We start from the raw sequence: 23,656 nt of genomic DNA, 5'->3' as shown, positions 1-23,656 counted from the left end.
TTTATTTACCCAAAGTATCTACTAGCAAAAAATGATATTTTTACCACATTTATATATAAGTAATTGCATTTTATAATATTTAGTCTTTAAACTAATAAAATAATAATATATACTGACTCACATAGCTTTTGGTTAGTTTGAGTTTTAACTAACTAAAATGATTCAATATTAATAAATTATAATTCAAGGAGTTTAATTATGAAAACAAGAATTACATTAGCTTTTCTTGCATTGTTTGTGCTTGCAGGCTGTAATACAACAAAAAGAATACCACAATTTGATGGTGCGATGAATCAAGTAGAAGAAACATCATTAATGAAAGATTTCGAGAAGCATGCAAGGAATACAATATTGTTTGCTTTTGATAGTTCTGATTTATCACCAAAGGCTAAAGAGGAACTAGAGAGACAAGCTTGCTGGTTATTAAAGCATCCTGAAGTAAAAGCTAATATTGAAGGGCATTGCGATGAAAGAGGTACTAGAGAGTATAACTTAGGTTTAGGTGAAAGAAGAGCGACAGCAGTGAAAAAATTCTTAGCTCATAAAGGAATTGAGCATAACAGGTTAAATACAATCTCTTACGGTAAAGATAAACCTGCTGTGATTGGTAATACTGAAGAAGCTTTTGCTTATAATCGTAGAGCTGTAACAGTTATACACCACTAAAATTATTTACTAATTTAGTATCTATTAAAGGTCGAGTTTATTACTCGGCTTTTTTATTTATAACTTGATATCTTCCTATGGAATTGTTTGTATGGAATGATAAAATTCGCTGTATTACCTAGTGCGCTTGACTGCAGGCACCATTAACTTAAAATCCTAATAGAGGAGCCTGCGCCCAAGTTTGGGATTGCAATCAGAAAATTAATCCACACAAGTAGGCCTTTGCAGACATAACCTAGAGTAGGTTTCTTGATCTACATTATCCTTTTTTTGGCACCATATCAAAAAATATAAAAATTTTACTAGACTAAACTGCGTAATAATTATATAAACCTTAAATGAAAAGGGGCTGTAGCTCAGTTGGTTAGAGCACGCCGCTCATAACGGTGTGGTCGTAGGTTCAAGTCCTACCAGCCCCACCACACAAATTCTTATTTAAATTCGCATTAGACCTGAATTTATAATGATTAATCTAAAAACACTTTCTTGGTATCTTACTAAATTATATTCTAAGTGTTTCTTTATTATATTATTTCTTTTAATCGGGTTGTTGATTATCTCAAATATTTTTGATCTTTTGCAAAAATTTAAAAATATTTATGTTCCTTTTAGTTTTTTTTGGAGACTTATCTTATATAAGATTCCTTATTTACTAGGTCAAGTATCTTCGTTAATTAGTTTTACCACTATGTTATTTTTTCTTAGAAGTCTAACAAAAAATAATGAATTAACGGCTATATTATCTAGCGGTATTCATATTTGGCAAGTACTTGTTATTCCATGTATCGTAACTTTAATTTTCGGTATTTTGTTTACAACCATATTGAATCCTATTGGTACTTTAGGTTTACAAAAATATGAGTTATTAGAAGCAAAATTGACTAAAAAAGCCTTGAGTGAGGGTATAATATCTAAATCAGGTTTATTATTTTTTGAATCTTTAAATGATGAAAATCAAATTATTCAAACACAATTTATTAATGTGGCTGAGAAAAAATTAAATAATATTACAATTGTATTTATTGATAGTAATAATTCTTTTTTAAAGAGAATTGATGCATTATACGGTATTATTGAAAATAAAATGTTACATTTAAATAGAGTTAAGGTTTTTACAAAAGAGGAAACTAAGGCTTATAACAATTTAACTATAAAGACAAATTTATCAATTAATAGTTTAGTAAATAAATTTATTCGTCCTGATATGGTTTCTATTTGGGCTTTACCTAAGTTAATTAATGAATTATTAAATTCAGGTTTACCGGCTATTAATTATCAAATTTATTATTACAAGCAATTATTTAAGCCTATAATGATGGTGGCCACCGTAATTTTAGCAAGTTGTTTTATTAGTCTGAAACAGCGTGATAATTCCCAAGACAGAATACTGATATTAGGTTTATTTTCAGGTTTTATAGTATATTCGTTATCAGAAATTTTATTAAAAATACTGACTTATAATAATTTGTCTTTAATTGCTGCTATTTTATTACCTAGTGTGCTAATATTTTTTATTAGTAACTTTATTATTTTACATTATAAAGAAATTTAATATAGACTCAGTTTAATTTGAAAAATCGGCATAGTCGCTTTCCAATTTTGATCCTCATGCAGTCAAAAATTTCAAGCTGTTTGCGTTTTTCCAACTTAAACTGAGTCTATAGAAGTGTTTTTAGAATTTAGAGAGCAAAAATAAAATGATAATGAAATTTTTGGAAGGTTTTTTTTCTGGTATGGCCATAGACCTTGGTACGGCAAATACTATTGTCTATCAAAAAAGCCGTGGAATTGTGCTCAGGGAGCCTTCTGTTATTGCTTTAATAAAAAAAGACGGTGCTTTTGTGCCTTATGCTTATGGTCATGAAGCAAAAATGATGCTTGGGCGTACTCCTACGGATATTGAAGCAAAAAGACCTTTAAAAGATGGTGTTATTGCCGATTTTAAGGGTGCAGAAGAAATGATAAAGTATTTTATTAGAATGGTGCATAATCGTCGCTCTTTTTTTGGTCCGACAATTGTTATTTGTGTACCTTCCGGTTCTACGCCGGTTGAGCGTCGTGCTATCCAAGAAGCAGCAGAAAGTGCAGGTGGTAGAGATGTCTATTTAATTGAAGAACCTATGGCTGCAGCAATCGGAGCAGGTTTACCTGTAACAGAAGCTACTGGTTCAATGATTGTGGATATCGGTGGTGGTACTACAGAAGTTGCAGTTTTGTCACTAGGTGGCATAGTATATGCAAGGTCAGTAAGAGTCGGGGGTGATAAGATGGATGAAGCTATTATCTCATATATAAGAAGACACTATAACCTATTGATAGGTGAAGCTACTGCCGAAAAGATAAAGCAAGCGATAGGTACGGCTTATGTAGATGAAAATGCTGAGCCGAGAAAGATGGAAATTAAAGGACGTGATTTAATTTACGGTATTCCTAAAGAAATGATATTGAATGAAAGACAAATTGCTGATAGTCTAATTGAACCGGTAAGTCAAATTGTTGAAGCGGTAAAAGTAGCATTAGAGGCAACGCCTCCTGAGTTATCTTCAGATATAGTCGATAAAGGAATTGTTTTAACAGGCGGCGGTTCATTATTACGAAATCTTGATTTTGTTCTTAGTGAAGCCACTAAATTGCCAGTGATAGTTGCAGATGATGCCCTTTCTTGTGTGGCACTTGGAACAGGAAAAGTACTTGAAGATTTTACAAAACTAAAACATGTACTATTTAAACAGGATTAAAAATGGCAATACTTGCAAATAGAGTAAAAAATTCTTCAAGTGCGTTAGAATTAATAAGAATAATATCAAATATTCTTAAGCGTTTTTTTGTTATATTTGGGCTTGGATTGTCTATATATTTATTTTTTACTACGCCTAAAAAAATATCTAGTATATCTCTTGAGGTAACCGGTAGTATAGTATTAACTGGTTTAGCAGTTTATGAAGATATATTTGAATATATAAATTCAATAATACAGAAATTTGTTTATTTTCAAGATTTAGAACGAAGAAATGTAGAACTTAAACTTGAGATAGCAAGATTACAACATTTGCAAAGTGAAATAGAATCGATAAGAGCTGAAAACATTGCATTAAAAGATTTGTTAAAGATTGCTGAGGAAGAAGAATTTGAATACATTACTACTAAATTACTAGGTGTGTCCTTTAATCCTTTTTCTAGAACTGCTTTGATTTCTGCAGGTAAAAAGCAAGGCATCGAGCCTGATCAAATTGTTATTAATGCAGGAAAATTAGTAGGAAAAGTAATAGAAGTGAGTAATAATTATGCTAAAGTGATGTTAATTAGCGATGTTAATTCTAGAATACCTATTAAAGCTAATTCTTCAAGAGAACAAGGTATTTTAGCAGGTAATAATAATAATAGTAAGATTTTATACTTGCCTAACAATCATTTAGTACAGAAAGACGAGGAGATAGTAACCTCCGGACACGGTAATATTTATCCTGCAGGTATTTTAGTAGGCTATGTGTCTAAAGTTACGGAACATGATGTTATAGTGGATATAGCAGCTGATCTATCTAAAACAGAATTTGTACAGGTATTATTGCCTAAAGAGTAATTGCTGTTTTTTCAAAGTTGCACTCAATTTCATTCCTATAGAAGCAAGAAAAAAGGAACAATTAAACATTGTAGTTTTTAAGAACTATAGTGTTTATACTTTTGGTTACTAAGTTTCTGCTTATGCGGTAGATACATGCAACAATGTCCATCTTTAAATTTATTTTACCTAGTATGAAAAAGGATTATTCCGGCATTATTGTCGTGATAGAAAACGTTATTATTTCAATGAAATATATTGGATTACGTAATAAAGAAGTTGTGTTTCTTGAAGTCAAAGCAATAAGCTCGAAAATTGATTATAGATTTTTTCTTTTAATCAGCAAAAAAGAATTATTATGGTGGCTGAAATGTTTTTAAGTAGCAATTCTATAATATCAAGTTTAATTTAGTATATTATAAACACTTATAAATTATCTATAATTATAAAAAATTTTTGTAATACTTGATTGTATTTCGTATACTATTCTTTATTTATCAGAGGTATATAATATGGCACTTGCTACTAAAGTAAAAGAATTTTTAGAAGAAAAATTAAAACAAGAAAAGATAGATCGTAAATATCTTGCTCAAGTTACTGATATCCCTTACACAACCATTAGCAGAATTATGAGAGCAGAAGTTAATCGTGAATTTAATCCTGAAATAGATACTATTTTTAAAATAGCAAAATATTTTAATTGTACTATGGATGAGGTAATAAAAAGAAAAGTACCTACAAAATATGACAACAAAAAATAAAGGGCTGATTATAATTTTGTCTTCTCCTTCAGGTACAGGTAAGTCAAGTTTAGCTAAAGAATTATTGAAAATAGATAATAATTTACGTTTATCTATTTCGGCAACTACAAGAGCGCCACGTTTAGGAGAAGTAGAAGGTATAAACTATTACTTTAAGACCGGTCTAGAGTTTAAAGAATTAGTTAAGCAAAATAAATTCCTTGAATATGCTAAAATATACAATAATTATTACGGTACGCCTAAAGAATATGTTAAAATGTTATTAAATCAAGGTTTGGATGTTTTGTTTGATATTGACTGGCAAGGAGCAAGGAGTATTAAGAAAAATGCTACTAATGTTGTTGCTATATTTGTATTGCCTCCTAGTATTAAAGTACTGGAACAACGTTTAAGAAATAGAGCAACCGATAATGAAGAAGCAATAAAATTACGTATGCAGTCAGCACAACATGAAATATCACACGCTAATGAGTATGATTATGTAGTTACTAACGATGATTTTGACCATACGCTTAAAAAAATACATGCGATTATATTTACAGAGCGAGGAAAAAGTAAATAATAGCTTGGACCATAACATTATATTATATATGAAATTTGGAATGTAAGCTTCCAAATTTCATATATAATTAACTCAGATGATTAGAACAGAATTTCTTGCATTAATTACAAAGCATGTTAAAACTCATAAAGTTTATTCGTTGTTTATAGGACTAGGAGCAAGGTAGAAAAACTAATCTTTCTAAACAATTTATAGAAGTTCATAATATTCCTGAAATAAATTTTAGAGAAAATCCTTTAGATTTAAATGCACTGGTGTTTGCTTTGTCTTGATCTAAAGGGATTTGTATTATTGATGAAATCTAGTATAAACCAAATCTATTTCCTATTTTAAGAGTTCTTGTTTATACACGACTATTAAAGTTGGTATGGGTGATGTATCAAGAGACTTAATAAAAAAAGGTTCTGTGAAATACTAGCAGGTAGAATAGATTTATATTGAAATGACTCTATTTACCTTATTCTGCAGTGTCAGGTGTTCAGGCCATGATTGGTACGTGGTGGATTTTTTGTAATATCTTGCAGATGTACTTATTTAGTGTCAGAACTAACATTAAAATCTTTTTAGAAAGAGACATGTCAAATGTGGTTTTTGTCTGTGCAGTGAGTAGGTTTTGGTTAATGTTTTGTCATTATCACGGTAATATATTTTATGCTTTTGAACTTAGAAATTCTTTATCTATATCACATCATCAATTGCAAAATATTATCTTGATATTTTAGAGGGCACTTTTATTACCTGTGTTTTGCGGTTCTTGTATAAAAACCTTAAAAAAGACAAGTTAAAACTCCTAAATTTTTTTAGAGATAGTAGAATATATTACGCTTTATTTATTAGGTTTAAATAATTATGAAGCTTTAAGTACTCATCCTAAAATCAGTGCATCATGTGAAGGATTAGTCTTAGAACAAATTATTAGATGTGATAAAACTGCAGTAGAGGAGTGCTATTTTTGGTCATCTCATAATGGTGCAGAAGTAGATCTTTTAATTTTTAAAAATGGAACACGTTTGGTGTACAAAATTTAAAATAATATATTTTATTTTAGCTGTAAATTTTATTAAGATCTTTTTGAAATAGGTAGTTTCCTGCAAAAATCTTATTAATTTTTGCATAAGAATCTCTTAAACTACAAGTTAGTTTAATGCTGTACACAGAACCAAGTTCAAAATGATATAAGAACTACAACTATAAGTCGTAGTTCTTAGAATGTTAAATTATTTCACACAAGCTTTTAGAACCTTTACCAGCAAGTTTAGTCTCGTGCGTCTTATAAGCATTATCCACACAATTACCTAAATCTTGATTATATTGGTGGATTTGAGTACTTGCTTGTATAGCTTCTTGAAATATTGTGTTATGTTGTTGCTGTTTTTGTTCAATTTGTACTTTTGCAGCTTCTAAAGCTGCTTTTCTTTGTTCAGGAGTTAAATTTTTAAATTTAGACATAATAATATTATTATTTAGTTAAATTCCTCTCGTTTTATTATTTGTATGATTATTAGGAGTACGAGAAGGAGATAAACTCCTAATATTAGTATCTTTTACTTGAGTTTGCGTTCTTATTTTATTAGCTAAAGATTTAGTGTTACCCGCATTAATTTTATTTATTACTTTGTTATGATGTGCTATATCCTTTACAACGCCATCTGTCTCAATTGCTTTATGCTGATTTTTTAGAGCTACATATTTTTCATGTGCTTCTAAATATTTTGCTGGTTCTTTTTTATAACGCTCTTTAATATCACTTCCTAATTTCTTTATTTTATCTTTAGTTATTTTTTGTTCTTTTTCACGTTTAATAATTTCTTGATCTAATACTTTTTTACTATTTTCAATCTGTTCTACATATGGCTTATGTATTTTTAGCATTTCTTGGTAAAATTCTAATTCTCCTTTTAATGCTTTAACTTTTTCCGGCGCTAATCCGTTTTCTTGCAATTGTTCTGTTAAATTTGTTATTGCTGAATTTAATTCATTTAATTCTGTATGTGCTTGTTTATGTTCTTTAGTTATTTTTTTATGGTTTTCATGTAATACTTTATGTTCTTGATTTAGTTTAAATATTTCTTCATGAGTTAATATTTCATGATTCAATGCTTCATGATCAATAATGTTCTCTTTTTCCAGTTTATTTATTATCTTATCTAAACGTTTATTACTTTTTTCAATTCTTTTAGTATCTTTAGTAATATTTTTTATAAATTCATTATGAAAATTATTAAGTGCGGCAATCTTTAGTGCAATTTCTTTTTCTGCTTTGGCAAGTTTTTTTGCTCTTTGTGATTTTAGAAATTCTTCTTTTTGAGTTTGAGCTTTATTAAAATTTTGTTCTACTTCAAAATTTTTGATCTTAGTTTCGGCAGTCTCTTTTAGATTGGATATGTTAAAATTCAAGCCATACGAAGCTGCCTCGCTTTGTAAACTACTTAATTCTCCTAGAATTGTTTCTATTTGAGAGCGAGAATAAGAATTTTTAAGATGTTCTTTTAAATTATCGAATTTATACTTTAATGTAGCTGTTATATCAGACATACATGCTAATCATCCTTATATTAACACTAAGAACGTTAACAAGAGTTAATAATTAAGTCAAGCAAATTTTAACAAAAATTAATTTTGTATTTCTAGCCACCATATTTAGTTTCTTTTTATCATTAATTAATTGGTTAGTAATGTTAATTATATTTTTAAGGCTTTAAATATAAATTAACATTTTCAAGTTCTCTTTATAAGTTTTGGATTGAGAGTTCTAGTTTTTCAATATCATTTGACAATGTTTCAAGCAAACACTGATACTTGTAAGATAATTTTTTGATGGTCTTTTTGAGAAGTTGATAGAGTAGTTTTTTTAACAGTGGTAAAATACTATAATCCTCATAACCTCCTGTTATTTCATGAATTTTACCTTGAGTAAAAACTAAAGTTCTATTAACTAACCTATCTAAGCAGTCACAATTTATTTATGGCTAACTACAATTAAAGTGCCTGAATAATATGCAAGTATATCTAGTAAAATGTCTATATCAAGGTCATTGGTCCATCTAATATGAGTAAATTAGTTGGATTTATTAAAATTTTTGTCAGTAATATAATATTTTCGGTTCTAATATTAAAGCTTTGGCAAGGTTTGCTCTTCTAAGTTTATTACCTGAATAGGTGGGATTTATCTGCTCCGCTGATTTGTAATTTTCTAGGATTATGATTGATTTGGTATTTATTGTTTTATACATTATCTATTTGTTGCAAAATCATAAAAACATTTAGATTAGTTTTTATAGCAATATCTTGCTTTAAATAACTGGTTGTAGCTAAAGGATCTTGAAATAGCCTGACATTATTGTATTAAGCTTGAGTTTCTGTAGCAGTTACAACCTATAAGACAAGTATTATAGTTTTTGTACAAATAAAGCTCTAAATCAGATAAAATTTACTTTATCTGCAAAACTTAAATCACCATTTTTAATGTAATAAATTGGGGTCATGCAGGACTATTGCCTCCCACGACTTTGATCGCAGAATCTAGCAAAAATATTAAAAAATGCACATCAATTGTTTTTATTTATATTGTGGAGGGGATACGGTATGACAATGATTTAGACTAAATTCTTCTTAATACTAAACTAGCATTAGTACCGCCAAAGCCAAAAGAATTAGACAGTACATAGTCTATTTTAGCGTTTCTAGCTTTTAATTTTACTAAATCTATCTTAACCTCATCTATAGGATTTTCTAAATTTAAGGTTGGCGGTGCAATTTGGTCTCTAATTGCAAGAGCTGAAAAGATAAATTCAACGCTTCCTGCTGCACCAAGCAAGTGTCCTATTGATGATTTAGTAGAAGACATTAAAATTTTTGGATTCGCTTCTAAAAATAATTTTTGAACAGCGTTTAATTCAATTGCATCACCAAGATTAGTAGAAGTACCATGTGCATTAATATAATCAATCATATCGGGAGTGACTGCGGCATCTAGCATTGCATCTCTCATTGCTCTGTATGCTCCTCTACCTTCAGGATGTGGGGCTGTCATATGATATGCATCACCTGTCGAGCCGTATCCTATAATTTCACAGTAAATTTTCGCCCCCCGATTTACTGCATGTTCATATTCTTCTAAAACTACAACACCTGCTCCTTCACCCATAATAAAGCCGCTGCGGTCTCTATCCCAAGGTCTTGATGCTTTTTCAGGATTATCGTTATATTTAGTACAGAGAGCCTTAGCTGCGACGAAACCTGCAATTCCGACAGGTGTAATGGGAGCTTCTGCACCACCTGCAACCATAACGTCTGCATAGCCGTGTTTTATCATACGCATAGCATCGCCTATGGCATGTGCCCCTGTAGAGCAAGCTGTTACTGCTGTTTGGTTTGGGCCACTAAACCCGTATTTTATAGAAACAAGACCCGATAAAAGATTAATTAATGAAGCTGGAATAAAGAATGGACTAACTTTACCGTTATTTTCTTGATAAAGTTTGATAGAGGTATCTTCGATCATTTTAAGTCCGCCGATTCCTGAACCTAATATCAAGCCGGTTCTATCACGAGATTTTTCATCTTCAGGTAACCAGCCACTATCTTTAACTGCTTCAGTTGCGGCTGCTACTCCGTAATGGATAAATTTATCCATTTTATTTAGTCTATTAACGTCATCAGTTTGTGTAAAATTTTCAAGTTTAAATCCATCTCTCTTAGAGTTATCTATAAGTCCGGCAATTTTACATGCAAGTTTAGAAGTGTCAAATTCCGTAATAGTTTTTATACCGCTTGCCCCATTTATAATATTGTCCCAAGATGAACTAACATTAAGCCCAACAGGAGTAACAAGTCCAAGTCCGGTAATCACTACTCTTTTATTTATTCTTTGATTTGACATTTTTAATTATCTATTAGGGATTTAATTTATGCAGATTAAGATTGGCGTTCTTTGATATATTTTATAACATCGGATACAGTTTTAATTTTAGTTGCTTCATCATCAGGGATATCAATACCGTATTCAACTTCTATTGCCATCATTAACTCTACAGTATCAAGGCTATCAGCTTTCAAATCTTCTATAAATCTCGAATCCGTAGTGATTATCGATTTATCTTTATTTAGCTTTTCAGCAACCATTTCAATAACTTTCTGTTCGATTTTATCCGTTGTACTCATAATTTTGAACTCCATAAATCATTTAAGTTTATATGCTGTATAATAGCGGTCATTCAGCTATTAGGCTTTATTTTCATTGTATGAATATTTATTTAAAATATTCATAGCATTTTATCTTTAAAAGAACTTCTAACATAAAAAATTATTTTATGCTAGCACAAAATAATCTTATTAATTTTTATACCATTAACATACCGCCGTTTACATGTATAGTTTGACCAGTAATATATGATGATTGATCGCTTGCTAAAAATGCGACTGCATTTGCCACGTCTTCCGGCATACCGTAAGTGCCTAGTGGAATTTTCTGCACTATCAGTTCTCTTTGTTTTTCGTTCAGTTTATCAGTCATATCAGACTTAATAAATCCTGGAGCTACTGCATTAACTGTAATACCTCTAGTTGCAACTTCATAAGAGAGCGATTTAGTCATGCCGATTAAACCTGCTTTAGAAGCACAATAATTGGTCTGTCCAGGGTTGCCTGAAACCCCTACTATTGAAGATATATTAATAATGCGTCCATACCTGTTTTTCATCATTTTTTTTATTGCCTCACGATTTAAAATAAAATTTGCTTTTAAATTAATATCAATAACTTTGTCAAAATCTTCATCTGTCATTCTAATTGCTAGCGTATCGCTAGTAATACCGGCATTACATACTAAAATATTTAGTTTTGATGCTTTAGATATTAAATTGCTGCATTCTTCCTTATTTGTAAGGTTGCATATCTCTATTGTATAATTATCTTTTAAAACCTTTCCAAGGGATTTTAATTTTTCCTCATTACTACCACTAATAATTACATGGCTTCCAAGTTTGTGCAGTAACCTCGCTATAGCTCCGCCTATACCGCCTGAAGCTCCTGTAATTAAGGAAGTTTTACCTGTTAAATCAATCATTTTCTTCCTCCATTTGAACAAGATTTATATTAGTAATTTTTGATGATTTTTCACGTATTATTTGCTCAATTTCGTTGGAAATTTGAGGATGTTCTTTTAAATATTGTTTGACGTTTTCACGCCCTTGACCGATGCGCACATTATTATAGGAAAACCATGAACCGGATTTCTCAACAATATCAAGCTTAACTCCAAGATCGATTATTTCACCTTCTTTTGAAATACCTGAACCGTACATTATATCAAAATCTGCGGTTTTAAATGGAGGTGATACTTTGTTTTTAACTACTTTTACTTTAGTTTGACTACCTATTACTTCTTCTTTATCTTTAATAGCACCGATTCTTCTTATGTCTATTCTAACTGAAGCATAGAATTTTAAAGCATTACCGCCTGTTGTAGTTTCAGGGCTACCGAACATTACTCCTATTTTCATTCTAATTTGGTTGATGAAAACGGCAATACAGTTAGTACGGGAAATTGAAGCGGTAAGCTTACGCAAAGCCTGACTCATTAATCTTGCTTGAGATGCCATTTGTGCATCACCCATTTCTCCCTCAATTTCTGATTTAGGTACTAAAGCAGCAACACTATCTATTATTATCATGTCAATGCCGCCTGAACGGATTAAAGTATCGGTAATTTCTAAGGCTTGTTCACCTGTATCGGGCTGTGCAATAATAAGCTCGTCAATATTTACACCTAATTTTTTAGCATAAGCGGGATCAAGAGCATGCTCGGCGTCAATAAAAGCACATGTGCCACCTTTTTTCTGTGCTTCAGCAATTAAATGCAATGTTAGAGTAGTTTTACCTGAGCTTTCAGGACCAAAAATCTCGATGATTCTACCTTTGGGAACGCCGCCGACTCCAAGAGCTATATCTAGCCCAAGTGAGCCGGTTGATACAGCTTCTATATCAATATTTGGACGCTGCCCTAGTTTCATTACCGAACCTTTACCATAGCTTTTTTCGATTTGTGTGAGTGCTGCAGCAATGGCTCTTTCTTTATCTGTATTTAACATAAATTTTCATATTATAAACTTATCAATTAAAATATAAGCTTGAGAAAAAAAATCAAATTTTATTTTATTGTGCTTTTAAGAGTAAATCTTGACTTACATACAATGTGATGCTTAAATGTTAAATTTACTTGTGTTATAGTCAATTGATTTGGATTTGCCTACTATGTTACTCGTCACTTTCCTATTAGTGATAGGTCTTGCTCCTTATGTGCAAATCCAACTGAATTGACTATAGTTCCTGACAAAGATAGAGAATCCTTATTAAATAACTTATCACAATTCCAACAAACTGAATATATTGCTAAAACAATAGATAATTCATAATTTCTTTCTTCTAAATTTAGATTGTATATTTTAATTATTTTAAGCATTTACTTACTTTTAGTATTGATAGCTGCTATCAAATTCTTGATTTAAAACCATCTCATTTATAACAATTATGGATAGTCAATGCATATATAATTAATATGCTATTATCATGTCTTCTAATTACTGCAGGTGTACTAGGAGATAGATTTGGTTGTAAAAGATTATTGCTTTGAGAGCTTTGAGTTTTTTATCGCTTTAATATTTAGTGTATGTATTTGATAACACATTGGGATTAGTATTTTATCATGCTTGACTTAGGTTAGGAGGATCACTGATTATGCATTCCACTATATCTATAGTGCGTAACATTTTTACTAATATGCATAAAAAACATATGATTGCAAATATCTGTGTAGGGAATAATAACCCTAGGGGCTTAGTTATAGGACCGACTAGGAGGAGTATTGGTTGAGCTTTTAAGTTGCAATTTACATTTTTTGTGAATTTACCTATTGCATTAGTAATTATTGCTTTTGGTATAGTTTGGATGCCTGATTCATCTCATCTTAGTAATGAGCTATGGTATTGGATAGTAGTATTTCATTCATGTTTTGGAATGATAGCTTTAGTTCAAGGCATTAGGATATTGTCTAAATATGGGCTATTATAAATATAGCATCTGGTAGAATGCTATTAATTGGTATTATTATGACTAATAAATATTTACCTTAATTCAACTTAAAAGTAATGATCCATTAGTAGATATGTGTCTATTTTAAATTAGTAAATTTTATATTAGGAGTAATAGTTTATTTGTTGATTACTTGTGCCTTAGGATCCATAATGTATCTTATATCCTTATGGTTACAGTGTATCAAGGGTTAAGTCTTTTGCATGCAGTTTTTTAAATATGTTGTAGTTTTTGTTTTAATTGCATCTTTAATTATACCATATTTACTTAGACAATTTACCACATGTGTAATATATTTACTAGACTTATCTTTATATTACTGTATCATTGATTTTACCTAGTATATTAGACTATTACTATTTAAATATATCTTGGACTGCTTGGTATAGGAAATAAGTCTATGCCTTTCTACTACCGTAACAGTAATGATGAATGCAGTGCCGGCAGAGAGATCCAAAGGTGCAGCAGCGCTAAAAGAAACAGCATATGAATTAGTGAATGTATTAGGTGCTGTTACGTATTTAAAATATATATAGTAAGTAATAATCCCTCAAAGTGTTTTTTGTATCAATGGCAGACATAGCTCGTGACTCAATTTGGCAAAGGAATAATTATTACTTAACAACTACCATCTTCCCAACCGTGAAGTTGAGGATTATATCAGTTTTGTGAGTAATGTTCTTACTTTTTGTAGAAGTTTTGATGTCTTTTTACTATTTCGAGTATCATTTTATATAACTTTCAAAAAGTCAATGATGGTTTTATAGCTCTTGTTATGTCATTCGAAAGTGGGAGCCCAATAAATAATATGGAAATAGAGTATTTACATATACATTTTTTAAGAATAATTATTAAAACTCTTTAACCTTATATTCTCAAGTTTTTTCGGATTTCCACTTTTGCGGGCATTATATACTTATAAATCCATGCAATACGGGTTTAATTATAATGAATCTGAGCTTATACCTTGGCTTGACTCTCCTATTAAAAAAGTCTCTTCATGTGCATAATCAGTGTAGATATTTTCAATTGATAACATACTGAATAGTTGCTGAAAACTATCTTCATAAAGAGGAAATTGTTCTTTAATGCTAATTTTATTATTTTCTAGATTTCTAATACTTTGCAATATCTCTTCAAAGGTTTTTATTGTTATTTTATATGGTAGAATAGGATTATGAGTAGAACAGCTATTAACACTAGGCTTTATAAAAGAATATATATTATTCAGTATCTCACCTAGAGAATTTATATTAGAGAATATTTTATCTAAAGAATTTAAGTTTTTAAATTCTTGGTTTAAATTTTCCATTATTGCTTTTAGACCTACTAAATCGTAGTCTTGTGAAGTTAGTGTTATTATACTTTTATTATTTATTCGTGTACACCCATCAGTATTCTCTAATGTATTTAACATTTTAATTATATCATCTAAATCTTTAATTTTTAAAATGGTATCTAATATATCTTTATTAGAATTTAAAATTTGATATTTTAAATTTCCATATTCTAGTTTTAAGAATTCTTTATTCTTATTTCTTCCCTTATACCAATCCCATCCATATTTAGCTACCATCAATGAGGTTGCTATAAATCCTACTGCGCCAATAACATAACCCCACGATGCATCATTATTTGTATCATCGTTAGGGCATTTTGTAGTGGAAGTGGTTATCTCAGTGAAAGGTTTATTTAGTAGATCTAAAATATTTTTACCTACTTCTGTAGGGGATATATAATCCAGAGTTACGTTGAAATCCTTTAGAATAATATTAAGATTATCAATAGTGAATTTAACTGGTATATTCAATAAATTAAAAATTTTTTCCCCTACTTCTTGAGCATTGTTCAAAGTTATGTCCAAATGATTTAAAATATCTCTCAAATTATTAACAAGCATTTTTGCATTATGCTCTCGTAAAACGGCTTCGCCTTCGGTAGTAGTGCATTCCTTTAACTCTGAGAAGGTATCATTTTGAAGTAGGTGTTTGCCTTCTTCTAAAATGACGCTAGTACTGTTTCTATAAGTAACAATATACTTTATAGGGATTTTAATCTCTGTACATTGTTGAGTTACTACTGATAAATCATTATTTACTTTTGCCAAATGATTAAAGATTCCTACCCAATTGCATTTTATATTCTTAACTAAATAACCATTAATAAAACTGCCTTCAACAGTATTATATACTGATGAAAGTATAGTGTTGCCTAACTTATAAATAATATGCTTTGTATTTCCAGGTAAGATACTCACAATTTCATTTTCAAATATAGGCATGAAACAATTTAATACAGGTGCCATAATACTAGTCCTTCAATTTAAATTAATAAAACCATGGAACGTGGTTTCTAAAGTATGTTAATATTCTTGTCAAGAGAAAGTTAAAATAAATTAACATATAATAAAGAGGATTTGAGTGAAGTTATTGTGGTTAGACCTTTATGTTATTCCTGCAAAAGGTTTACTTGTGTTGATCAATTGTTACATTGTCATACCGCAACTTGATAGCGGGATCAAGTTAAAAATACTAAATTATTAGTATTTTTTATTTTTGTGATACTGTGGTCAAAAGTTGGGGTATGACAAAGATACTATACCCCATGATCAAGTCAGGGGGTGACAGCGGTAAAATCATTTTCCTATGCAGAAATTTTTAAAGATCTCACCTAGTATTTCTTCCGCATTAATAACGCCTGTAATAGTACCAATGCAACGTACTGTCATTCTAATATCTTCAGTTGCTAGGACTAAATCGTTATCTAGAGTAAAATTTTTTAGATAGGTAAGAGCTTGTTTTAAATAATAACGGTGACGCTGATTTGTAATGTAAGGCGTTTCAGTCAATCCTGTCATATTTTCGGCAATATTTTCAATATTTTTCAATATATCGTTTAAGGATATATTATTCTTAATTGAAACTCTTAAGCATTTATATTTATCTTCAATTGGAAATATTTTGCTCGGTTCAATTAAATCAATTTTATTAATTATAATTATAGTATTTTCATCAATTAAATTGATAATGTCTTCATTTATAGATGAATCTAATTTCTCAGCATCAAACATAATAATTTTAATATCTGCTGTTTTAGCTGAATTTATAGCTCTTTTTATACCTTCTTGCTCTATAATGTCGCTACTTGCTTCTCGTATACCTGCTGTATCTTGTAAAATAATAGGATAGCCGCCAATGTCTAAATGCCCCTCAATTATATCTCTAGTAGTGCCTGCAATATTTGAGACAATTGCTATATCTCTTTGCATGAGGAAGTTTAATAGGCTAGACTTACCTGCATTCGGCGGTCCGATAATTGCAAGCTTAAGACCGCTATTTAGTAGTTCTCCTCGTCTATTATCGTTAAGATAATTAGATATTTCATTTATAAGGTTTGTATGAGTGTTATTAACATCATTAAGGACTCGAACCGGTATATCTTCATCAGGAAAATCTATATAAGCCTCAAGTAAAGAGATAATTTGAAGTAACTGTTCTCGCCAACTATTATATAATTCTTTAAGCGCTCCACCTGCTTGTCTAATTGCTTGCCTATGCTGCATAATAGTTTCAGCATTAATTAAATCGGCTATTCCTTCAGCAGCTGTTAAATCAAACTTATTATTTAAAAAAGCTCTTTTAGTAAATTCTCCAGCTTCCGCTAAACGAATATTCGGTATATTTAACAATGCATTAATAAGCATTATAGAGATAGCTTTACTGCCATGCGTATGAATCTCTGCTACGTCTTCACCTGTAAAGCTACCTGGTGACTTAAAATAAACGACCATAGCATTATCAATTAGTGTGCCGCTTTCAGGGAATGTAATTTGTTGATAATACATTAGTCTCGATTTAAAGTTCTTTCTACCGGTAAGTAGCTGCAACACTTCTAAGCTTTTAGGACCGGAAATCCTAAAAACTGCTACACCTGCTTTACCGAATGCAGAGCTTTGTGCAAATATCGTTTCCACTTATTTTCTATGCCTCTTGCTTAAGTTATTTAATATAATATAATAACAAAAGAAATAATCATATTATTAATTTGAGCAAAGTATGACCCCAAAAACAACCTCTTTAAACTTTAGTCGTTTAAATTGTCAAATCCCAAATTATAAAACTAAAATTTTAAAACTTAGTACGGAACGTGAATCAAATCCTATATATATAGATTTTGTTCAAAAATTTTTAAATTATATTCCGATTGATTATGATTTTGAGAATAGAGAAAAATTATTCCAAAATTTGGCAGATGAAGCCTTTAAGTTTTTTAGGCAAAGGGTAAGAAGAGCAAGAAAAATAGCAATAACAAAGGTGACTATAGAAAATGATCCGGCAATAAATGTCTTGATATTACTTGATAATAAACCGCATATTGTTGATTTTGTTATATGTTTACTTAAAAACATGAATTTACAAGCTAAGTTTTTGCTCCATCCGGTAATAAACTGCATACGAAATAGTAAAGGAGAATTAGAAAAAATATTAGAAAATTCTGCACCGAATGAAAACTCAGAATCGATATTACATTTAACTATATTAGGAAATTTTGACGATAAAACTACTACATTTTTAACTGGGGCTATAAATGAAAGATTAGAGGAACTAGAACAAAGCTATAGAAGCTTGCCACATTTGCTCACAAAATTGCAAGATTTATCTCAAAATTTAATTAGTAACGATAAATTGAAACTTGAAGAGGCTAAAGAATTTTTAAATTGGCTGCAAAATAATAATTTTGTTTTATTAGGTGCCCTTGATTTTAAATTAGAATCTTTAAAATTAAACAATGAAATTGGTGTAAGGGCAATATGGCAAGATATCCATACCGAAATTGAAGATATTATAAAATGTTCAGCAGATTTACCGTATCAAAATCAATTGATAATGCTAGGTAAAATAAACAGTGGATCACTTATCCATCCGGACAATTTAATCGATTACGTGTTAGTAAAGCATTTTAATTCTTTGGGTGAGTATATTTCAGGCAGTATAATATTTGGGATGTATAGTTCAAATATGTATTATCATTCAATAAGTACTATCCCAATCCTTAGACAGAAATTTAATTTTGTAATAGAGAAAGCAGGATTCGCCCTATCAGGTTATAATGCTGATAAATTAAAAATTTTAATGGAATCATTGCCGCGTGAAGCTTTAATACAAATTGATCAAGATGATTTATATTGTATGTGTCTTCATATGCTTTCAAGTATGATTAGTAAAAAGCTTAAATTGTTTATTCAATATGACTGGTCGAGTTCTTTTCTTAATATCATCATTTTTTTACCGAGAGAACGTTTAACGGCTGAAATACATAATGTGATAGATTGTTATTTATCGGAAAAATTTGGTAGTAAAATTTTATCCAATTATATCACCGAAGTAGCAGGTAATTTCTCTTATCTTTTTGTAACTCTTGAAGCACATGGTGAACATAAAATAAATTTTGAAGCAGAAATAATACAGCAAGATTTAGATCGTATCTCTACACGTTGGAGTGAAGATTTTTATTTCAAGCTTTCTAAAAAATTCGGCGAATATCAAGCAGGTATTAATTTAAAGCTCTTTGATAGTATTTTTCCGACAGACTATAGGCAAAAATTTTCTCCGGAAATAGCTTTAGTAGATATTGAATATCTAAAGGAAGCAAGCAAGTTGCAAAAATATATGTTTAATTTAGTCGCTATAAGTGACTCGGAATTTTACTTAAAAATATATAGTCCAAAAGTAAAACTTGTACTTTCTAACATATTGCCGCCAATTGAAAATTTAGGTTTTAAAGCAATTGATGAACAGACTTTTTGCATTAAGGAAGCCCTCGAAATCAAAGAAAGCTGGATATATAATTTTATTTTAACTTCTATTGTACCCATAAAGGGTAATATTACCAAATTAAAAATAAATGTTGAAGAAGCTTTAGATAAAATGGCACTTGGGATGTTTGCTAATGATTCTTTAAGTAAACTGATAGTGTTGGCCGGTTTTAATTGGAAGCAAGTTAAATTAGTAAAAGCTTTAGCAAGATATTTACATCAAACAGGATTTAGTTACGGCAAAGGGTATGTACAGTTAACACTACTGAAACATTCCGAATATACAAAAATGTTAGTAAATCTATTTGACATCAAATTTAATCCTAAACATTCTGATAATAATTGTGATGTAATTAAAGGTAAGCTCACTAATTACTTAGCAAGTGTTGATATGAGTAGTGAAGATAAAGTACTACGTAATATGCTTGGTATAGTTAATGCTATTACTAGAACAAACTACTATCAACTACATAAACATATTTTTTCATTTAAGTTTGATTCTTCAAAAGTACCGAATTTACCTAAACCGATTCCATTTGCCGAAACCTTTGTTTACTCTAGAAATTTTGAAGCCGTTCATTTAAGAGGTGGTCCTGTATCGCGTGGAGGAATTAGATGGTCAGATAGAGCAGAAGATTATAGGTTTGAAGTTCTGGGGCTTATGAAAGCACAAATGATGAAGAATTCTGTTATTGTTCCTGTCGGCTCTAAAGGAGGTTTTTATGTTCATTTTACTGAGGAAGGTCTTACTCGTGATGAATATATGGAAAAAGTCATTGCATGTTATAAAAATTTCCTAAGAGGTTTATTAGACATAACCGATAATATCGTTGATGGTAAAGTAGTACATCCAAAAGACACTATTATTTATGATAAAGAAGATCCTTATTTAGTGGTTGCTGCTGATAAAGGTACAGCCTCATTTTCGGATTATGCGAATAGTGTAGCAAGAGAATACAATTACTGGCTTGATGATGCGTTTGCTTCAGGTGGTTCTGCAGGTTATGATCATAAAAAAATGGCTATTACTTCTAAAGGAGCTTGGATTTCTGTAACTAATCACTTTAAAACTCTAGGGTTAGATGTCCAAAAAGATCCTATTACCGTTGTAGGTATAGGGGATATGTCGGGAGATGTGTTCGGTAACGGTATGCTAAGGTCAGAGGTGATTAAACTAGTTGCTGCCTTTAACCATAAGCATATATTTATTGATCCTACTCCTGATCCTTTATCAAGTTTTAATGAGCGTTTGCGTTTATTTAATTTAAAAGGCTCTAATTGGTCTGATTATAAGCTTATTTCTAAGGGAGGTGGAGTATTTGAACGCAGTAGTAAATTAATAAAATTATCACCGGAAATTAAAAAATTACTTGATATAAATGATAATGAGGTATCACCAGAGGAGTTAATTAAATCTATTTTAAAAGCAAATGTTGATTTGTTATGGAATGGCGGAATAGGTACTTATATTAAAGCTAATACGGAAAATAATTTAGAAATCGGTGATAAAGCAAATGATAATCTTAGATGTAATGGGGATGAAATTAGAGCAAAGGTTATAGCAGAAGGTGGTAATGTCGGTGTATCACAGAGAGGTAGAGTTGAGTATGCTAAAAAAGGCGGACGCATAAATACTGACTTTATTGATAATTCAGCAGGTGTTGATTGCTCCGATCATGAAGTAAATATTAAAATTGCTTTAAGTAGTGCGGTAACCTTAGGAAAAATTACTTTAGAAGAACGTAACAAACTTTTAAACGATATGACAAAGCAAGTTGAAGAGTTAGTATTGCTTGATAATTATAAGCAAACCGAAGCAATAACGATTATGCAACTATCTCCTACTTTAACCGTTAATATACTTAGTCAATTTATAGACATTTTAGAAGAAGAAAAAGTATTAGAACGAGAAAATGAATTTTTGCCTAGTGCAGAAGAATTGAGTAGAAGAGCTATCAGCGGTGAAGTATTAACTCGTCCTGAGCTTTGCGTACTGCTATCATATAGTAAAAGGTCGGCTTATCATGAGTTACTTAATTCTACTTTTTCTCATGATAAATATTTTGATGCATATCTTATAAATTATTTCCCAGAAATGATGCAAAAAAAGTTTCGTAATGAAATTTTATCTCATCCTCTTAAACATGAGATTATTAAAACCGTTACTATAAATAAAATAATGAATCAGCTTGGAGGACCGCTTATTAGTATTGTAAAGCGTGAGATTGGAGCTCCTCTTTGTGACATAATAAGGTCGTATACCATTATTTGTGAAATTTTTGATCTTGATAACATATGGGAAACAGTGAGCAATTTATCTGCTAATATTGATTACAATGTAAAAATTGATATGTTTACCGAAATCACAAAATTAATGCGTCGTGGTATTTCTTGGTTTATTAAAAATTTAAAACATCCTATTAATATTAGTGCAACTATAGAAGAGTTTAGAGTTCCTGCGCAAAACTTAAGAAAAACGGTAGGTACTTTATTAGTTGGAGAAACTAAAATAAGATTTGAAGAAAAATTAAATTATTATACAACTAACGGAGTAGAGGAATCATTTGCTGCTACTATCGCTACGTTTGACAATTTAATTTCAGTATTTGACACTATATATATAACAAAACAGACTTCAGGTAATAATAAAGAGATAGCAGAAGCCTATTTTGCTATAAGCGATATGTTTAGTCTTGATTGGTTACGTAAAGCTTGCGATAGGCAGTTGAGCGATTCATTTTGGCGTCGTCTTGGAATTCAATCGCTAAAAGATGATTTATATGATAAACAACGTAGATTATTAATAAGAATAATTAATAAATCTAAAACAGCTATTGATTTAGATTTATGGATTAATAATAATAATAATTTAGTTAGAAATTTTCTTGATTTTATTAAAGAAATTAAATCTCAAGAAACTATAGACTTAAATATAATTATTTTAGCAAATAAGAAATTTGAAATATTCTTACAAAAACTTGAGTAAATTATGTCGTCAATGCTTAAGCAAATTAGGTTAGATTCAGGTAAAACTTTAAATCAGGTATCTAGTGATTTGAAAATTAGAAAAAAATATTTAGTAGCTTTAGAAGAGGGTAATTTTGATGTTTTACCGGGAGAAGAAGAGGTTACTTACAATTATACTTAGATTATCTTAATGTAAAAGATCGCAATGCAGAGCAGATAGAAGTACTAAACAGAACGAGAAAGAAACATTATTAAATAATAAAAGAGATATAGCATTAATAAATTATAAACGTAAACAACAATTAGTACTTATATCTATTATAATGTTATCGGTTATTATTGTAAGTCATAATTCATGCTTAGACAACAATGGATAATGAAATATTAGACTGCTTACAGAACGAAGCTAATAAGGAGGAATGTGAAGGAGATAAGGAACGCAGCACCGCAGCATACAAATTACCTTTAGAAGCAAGTTATGTAAGCAATTTAAAGAAATTAATGGAAAAGGTGGAGATAAACTCGATTATTTATTGAGTATGCTTGTAAATAATCAAAATAAAATTAAAAAATTACAAAACGAAAATAAAGCATTAAAAGATAATTATATAAAAATGCTAGATCAAATTAGCATTTATATTAATGAACTTGAAGAAATAAAAAAACAGCAAAAGTAATTATGTCAATTGTTACGATAACATTAAATAACAAGAGTTTTCAATTATATTGTAATAATGGAGATGAGGAAGAATTACTATCTTTAGCGAATAAATTGAATGATAAAATAACTGAAATTAAACTTGTTAATCCTACAGCCTCTTTTGAGCTATTATTAGTTATGGCATCCCTTAATGCTCAAGCTGAAATAGCAAGCCTAACAGAAAAGTTTGAAAAAAACGGTTTTCAAAAAAATCATCCCAATGAAGAAAAATTCGCAGAAACTTTAACTACTATAGCAGGTTATCTAGAAAACCTTGCACGTAAAATGGGAAAGTGATATATTAGCTCTTGGCTGCTTGGTTTGTGAGCTTAATATTAGCCTAGGACTACCACTAACTTTTAGGACATCGTCCCTGTCTAATACTCATTTAAGTTTAGACATATGAAGTCCACCTTTTAACAAAAGGTCTTTGAAGGATTTTAAGTAACGGCCAAAGCGGTCATGTATGCTCGTTTAATGTGAAAATTAGTTACGTTGTCTTATATAATCCTCATCGTACTAGTATGTACGTTGC

The 23,656-nt window shown here is 30.2% G+C and carries 19 protein-coding genes, 1 tRNA gene, 1 other RNA gene and 4 pseudogenes; 15 read left to right on the top strand and 10 right to left on the bottom strand.

Features of this window, described 5'->3' with window-relative positions:
* Positions 1-198: 198 nt before the first annotated feature.
* The 9 genes from pal (at position 199) to AAGW17_RS00850 (ending at position 6,576) form a co-directional block, all read left to right on the top strand.
* On the top strand, positions 199-666 hold the full coding sequence (pal, locus tag AAGW17_RS00890; protein WP_347939070.1) for a peptidoglycan-associated lipoprotein Pal: 468 nt from the start codon (positions 199-201) through the stop codon (positions 664-666).
* Positions 667-1,011: 345 nt separating this feature from the next.
* Positions 1,012-1,088, top strand: a tRNA-Ile gene (locus AAGW17_RS00885).
* Positions 1,089-1,129: 41 nt separating this feature from the next.
* Entirely contained in the window at positions 1,130-2,218 is a 1,089-nt protein-coding gene (locus AAGW17_RS00880) for an LptF/LptG family permease (protein WP_347939069.1), read from the top strand.
* A gap of 145 nt (positions 2,219-2,363) precedes the next feature.
* Positions 2,364-3,404 (top strand): rod shape-determining protein, encoded by a 1,041-nt coding sequence (locus AAGW17_RS00875; RefSeq protein ID WP_012150062.1) that lies wholly within the window; start codon positions 2,364-2,366, stop codon positions 3,402-3,404.
* A gap of 2 nt (positions 3,405-3,406) precedes the next feature.
* Positions 3,407-4,246: a rod shape-determining protein MreC gene (mreC, locus tag AAGW17_RS00870; RefSeq protein ID WP_347939068.1), complete on the top strand. Its 840-nt coding sequence runs from the start codon at positions 3,407-3,409 to the stop codon at positions 4,244-4,246.
* Positions 4,247-4,419: 173 nt separating this feature from the next.
* Positions 4,420-4,605: a hypothetical protein gene (locus tag AAGW17_RS00865; protein WP_347939067.1), complete on the top strand. Its 186-nt coding sequence runs from the start codon at positions 4,420-4,422 to the stop codon at positions 4,603-4,605.
* Between the two features lie 132 nt (positions 4,606-4,737).
* Positions 4,738-4,986: a helix-turn-helix domain-containing protein gene (locus AAGW17_RS00860; RefSeq protein WP_347939066.1), complete on the top strand. Its 249-nt coding sequence runs from the start codon at positions 4,738-4,740 to the stop codon at positions 4,984-4,986.
* A complete protein-coding gene (gene gmk / locus AAGW17_RS00855) occupies positions 4,970-5,548 on the top strand; it encodes a guanylate kinase (RefSeq protein WP_347939065.1) in 579 nt (192 codons plus the stop codon). Before AAGW17_RS00860 ends, gmk begins: the two co-directional genes overlap by 17 nt.
* A gap of 794 nt (positions 5,549-6,342) precedes the next feature.
* Complete coding sequence (locus AAGW17_RS00850) at positions 6,343-6,576, top strand: DUF4143 domain-containing protein (protein WP_347939379.1); 234 nt, start codon at positions 6,343-6,345, stop codon at positions 6,574-6,576.
* Positions 6,577-6,760: 184 nt separating this feature from the next.
* Here AAGW17_RS00850 and AAGW17_RS00845 read toward each other — a convergent pair whose 3' ends face one another.
* The 8 genes and pseudogenes from AAGW17_RS00845 to AAGW17_RS00810 form a co-directional block, all read right to left on the bottom strand.
* Positions 6,761-6,997 carry a hypothetical protein gene (locus AAGW17_RS00845; RefSeq protein ID WP_347939064.1) on the bottom strand — a complete coding sequence of 79 codons (237 nt, stop codon included), beginning with the start codon at positions 6,995-6,997 and terminating at the stop codon, positions 6,761-6,763.
* Positions 6,998-7,015: 18 nt separating this feature from the next.
* Positions 7,016-8,083, bottom strand: a complete 1,068-nt coding sequence (gene roaM / locus AAGW17_RS00840) for an actin-based motility regulator RoaM (RefSeq protein ID WP_347939063.1) — start codon at positions 8,081-8,083, stop codon at positions 7,016-7,018.
* Positions 8,084-8,161: 78 nt separating this feature from the next.
* Positions 8,162-8,647 (bottom strand): annotated as a pseudogene (locus AAGW17_RS05205) (ABC transporter ATP-binding protein); the annotation flags it as partial.
* A 502-nt stretch (positions 8,648-9,149) separates the two neighbouring features.
* On the bottom strand, positions 9,150-10,430 hold the full coding sequence (gene fabF / locus AAGW17_RS00830) for a beta-ketoacyl-ACP synthase II (RefSeq protein WP_347939062.1): 1,281 nt from the start codon (positions 10,428-10,430) through the stop codon (positions 9,150-9,152).
* Positions 10,431-10,465: 35 nt separating this feature from the next.
* Positions 10,466-10,726: an acyl carrier protein gene (gene acpP / locus AAGW17_RS00825; protein ID WP_008579292.1), complete on the bottom strand. Its 261-nt coding sequence runs from the start codon at positions 10,724-10,726 to the stop codon at positions 10,466-10,468.
* A gap of 163 nt (positions 10,727-10,889) precedes the next feature.
* Positions 10,890-11,615: a 3-oxoacyl-ACP reductase FabG gene (fabG, locus tag AAGW17_RS00820; protein ID WP_347939061.1), complete on the bottom strand. Its 726-nt coding sequence runs from the start codon at positions 11,613-11,615 to the stop codon at positions 10,890-10,892.
* On the bottom strand, positions 11,608-12,639 hold the full coding sequence (gene recA, locus AAGW17_RS00815; RefSeq protein ID WP_347939060.1) for a recombinase RecA: 1,032 nt from the start codon (positions 12,637-12,639) through the stop codon (positions 11,608-11,610). Before recA ends, fabG begins: the two co-directional genes overlap by 8 nt.
* Positions 12,640-12,771: 132 nt before the next feature.
* Positions 12,772-12,875 (bottom strand): annotated as a pseudogene (locus AAGW17_RS00810) (palindromic element RPE2 domain-containing protein); the annotation flags it as partial.
* A 554-nt stretch (positions 12,876-13,429) separates the two neighbouring features.
* Between AAGW17_RS00810 and AAGW17_RS00805 the strand changes: the two are divergent.
* Entirely contained in the window at positions 13,430-13,618 is a 189-nt protein-coding gene (locus tag AAGW17_RS00805; RefSeq protein WP_347939059.1) for a hypothetical protein, read from the top strand.
* A 964-nt stretch (positions 13,619-14,582) separates the two neighbouring features.
* Here AAGW17_RS00805 and AAGW17_RS00800 read toward each other — a convergent pair.
* Positions 14,583-15,944 (bottom strand): DUF5460 family protein, encoded by a 1,362-nt coding sequence (locus AAGW17_RS00800; RefSeq protein WP_347939058.1) that lies wholly within the window; start codon positions 15,942-15,944, stop codon positions 14,583-14,585.
* 330 nt (positions 15,945-16,274) lie between these two features.
* The gene (gene mnmE, locus AAGW17_RS00795) at positions 16,275-17,612 is read right to left on the bottom strand and encodes a tRNA uridine-5-carboxymethylaminomethyl(34) synthesis GTPase MnmE (protein ID WP_347939057.1); all 1,338 of its coding nucleotides are present in this window, start codon (positions 17,610-17,612) and stop codon (positions 16,275-16,277) included.
* An 82-nt stretch (positions 17,613-17,694) separates the two neighbouring features.
* Here mnmE and AAGW17_RS00790 point away from each other — a divergent pair, with 82 nt between their 5' ends.
* The 5 genes and pseudogenes from AAGW17_RS00790 to ssrS all read left to right on the top strand — a co-directional run bounded on the left by AAGW17_RS00790 (position 17,695) and on the right by ssrS (position 23,588).
* Positions 17,695-22,440, top strand: a complete 4,746-nt coding sequence (locus tag AAGW17_RS00790) for an NAD-glutamate dehydrogenase (protein ID WP_347939056.1) — start codon at positions 17,695-17,697, stop codon at positions 22,438-22,440.
* A gap of 3 nt (positions 22,441-22,443) precedes the next feature.
* Positions 22,444-22,798 (top strand): annotated as a pseudogene (locus AAGW17_RS00785) (helix-turn-helix domain-containing protein).
* Positions 22,791-23,098, top strand: a pseudogene (locus AAGW17_RS00780) (palindromic element RPE1 domain-containing protein). Before AAGW17_RS00785 ends, AAGW17_RS00780 begins: the two co-directional pseudogenes overlap by 8 nt.
* 2 nt (positions 23,099-23,100) lie before the next feature.
* On the top strand, positions 23,101-23,418 hold the full coding sequence (locus AAGW17_RS00775) for a cell division protein ZapA (protein ID WP_347939055.1): 318 nt from the start codon (positions 23,101-23,103) through the stop codon (positions 23,416-23,418).
* A 9-nt stretch (positions 23,419-23,427) separates the two neighbouring features.
* Positions 23,428-23,588, top strand: a non-coding RNA gene (ssrS, locus tag AAGW17_RS00770) — 6S RNA.
* The last annotated feature ends 68 nt before the right edge of the window (positions 23,589-23,656 follow it).

Source organism: Rickettsia sp. Oklahoma-10, assembly GCF_039954865.1.
Taxonomy (GTDB): Bacteria; Pseudomonadota; Alphaproteobacteria; order Rickettsiales; family Rickettsiaceae; genus Rickettsia; species Rickettsia oklahomensis.
This window is presented reverse-complemented; position numbering and strand designations above follow the sequence as displayed.

What these genes read in the sequence shown, in the direction of transcription:
- pal (WP_347939070.1), top strand. Translation starts at nt 199, where the DNA reads ATGAAAACAAGAATTACATTAGCTTTTCTTGCATTGTTTGTGCTTGCA.
- AAGW17_RS00880 (WP_347939069.1), top strand. Translation starts at nt 1,130, where the DNA reads ATGATTAATCTAAAAACACTTTCTTGGTATCTTACTAAATTATATTCT.
- AAGW17_RS00875 (WP_012150062.1), top strand. Translation starts at nt 2,364, where the DNA reads ATGATAATGAAATTTTTGGAAGGTTTTTTTTCTGGTATGGCCATAGAC.
- mreC (WP_347939068.1), top strand. Translation starts at nt 3,407, where the DNA reads ATGGCAATACTTGCAAATAGAGTAAAAAATTCTTCAAGTGCGTTAGAA.
- AAGW17_RS00865 (WP_347939067.1), top strand. Translation starts at nt 4,420, where the DNA reads ATGAAAAAGGATTATTCCGGCATTATTGTCGTGATAGAAAACGTTATT.
- AAGW17_RS00860 (WP_347939066.1), top strand. Translation starts at nt 4,738, where the DNA reads ATGGCACTTGCTACTAAAGTAAAAGAATTTTTAGAAGAAAAATTAAAA.
- gmk (WP_347939065.1), top strand. Translation starts at nt 4,970, where the DNA reads ATGACAACAAAAAATAAAGGGCTGATTATAATTTTGTCTTCTCCTTCA.
- AAGW17_RS00845 (WP_347939064.1), bottom strand. Translation starts at nt 6,997, where the DNA reads ATGTCTAAATTTAAAAATTTAACTCCTGAACAAAGAAAAGCAGCTTTA.
- roaM (WP_347939063.1), bottom strand. Translation starts at nt 8,083, where the DNA reads ATGTCTGATATAACAGCTACATTAAAGTATAAATTCGATAATTTAAAA.
- fabF (WP_347939062.1), bottom strand. Translation starts at nt 10,430, where the DNA reads ATGTCAAATCAAAGAATAAATAAAAGAGTAGTGATTACCGGACTTGGA.
- acpP (WP_008579292.1), bottom strand. Translation starts at nt 10,726, where the DNA reads ATGGAGTTCAAAATTATGAGTACAACGGATAAAATCGAACAGAAAGTT.
- fabG (WP_347939061.1), bottom strand. Translation starts at nt 11,615, where the DNA reads ATGATTGATTTAACAGGTAAAACTTCCTTAATTACAGGAGCTTCAGGC.
- recA (WP_347939060.1), bottom strand. Translation starts at nt 12,639, where the DNA reads ATGTTAAATACAGATAAAGAAAGAGCCATTGCTGCAGCACTCACACAA.
- AAGW17_RS00800 (WP_347939058.1), bottom strand. Translation starts at nt 15,944, where the DNA reads ATGGCACCTGTATTAAATTGTTTCATGCCTATATTTGAAAATGAAATT.
- AAGW17_RS00790 (WP_347939056.1), top strand. Translation starts at nt 17,695, where the DNA reads ATGACCCCAAAAACAACCTCTTTAAACTTTAGTCGTTTAAATTGTCAA.
- AAGW17_RS00775 (WP_347939055.1), top strand. Translation starts at nt 23,101, where the DNA reads ATGTCAATTGTTACGATAACATTAAATAACAAGAGTTTTCAATTATAT.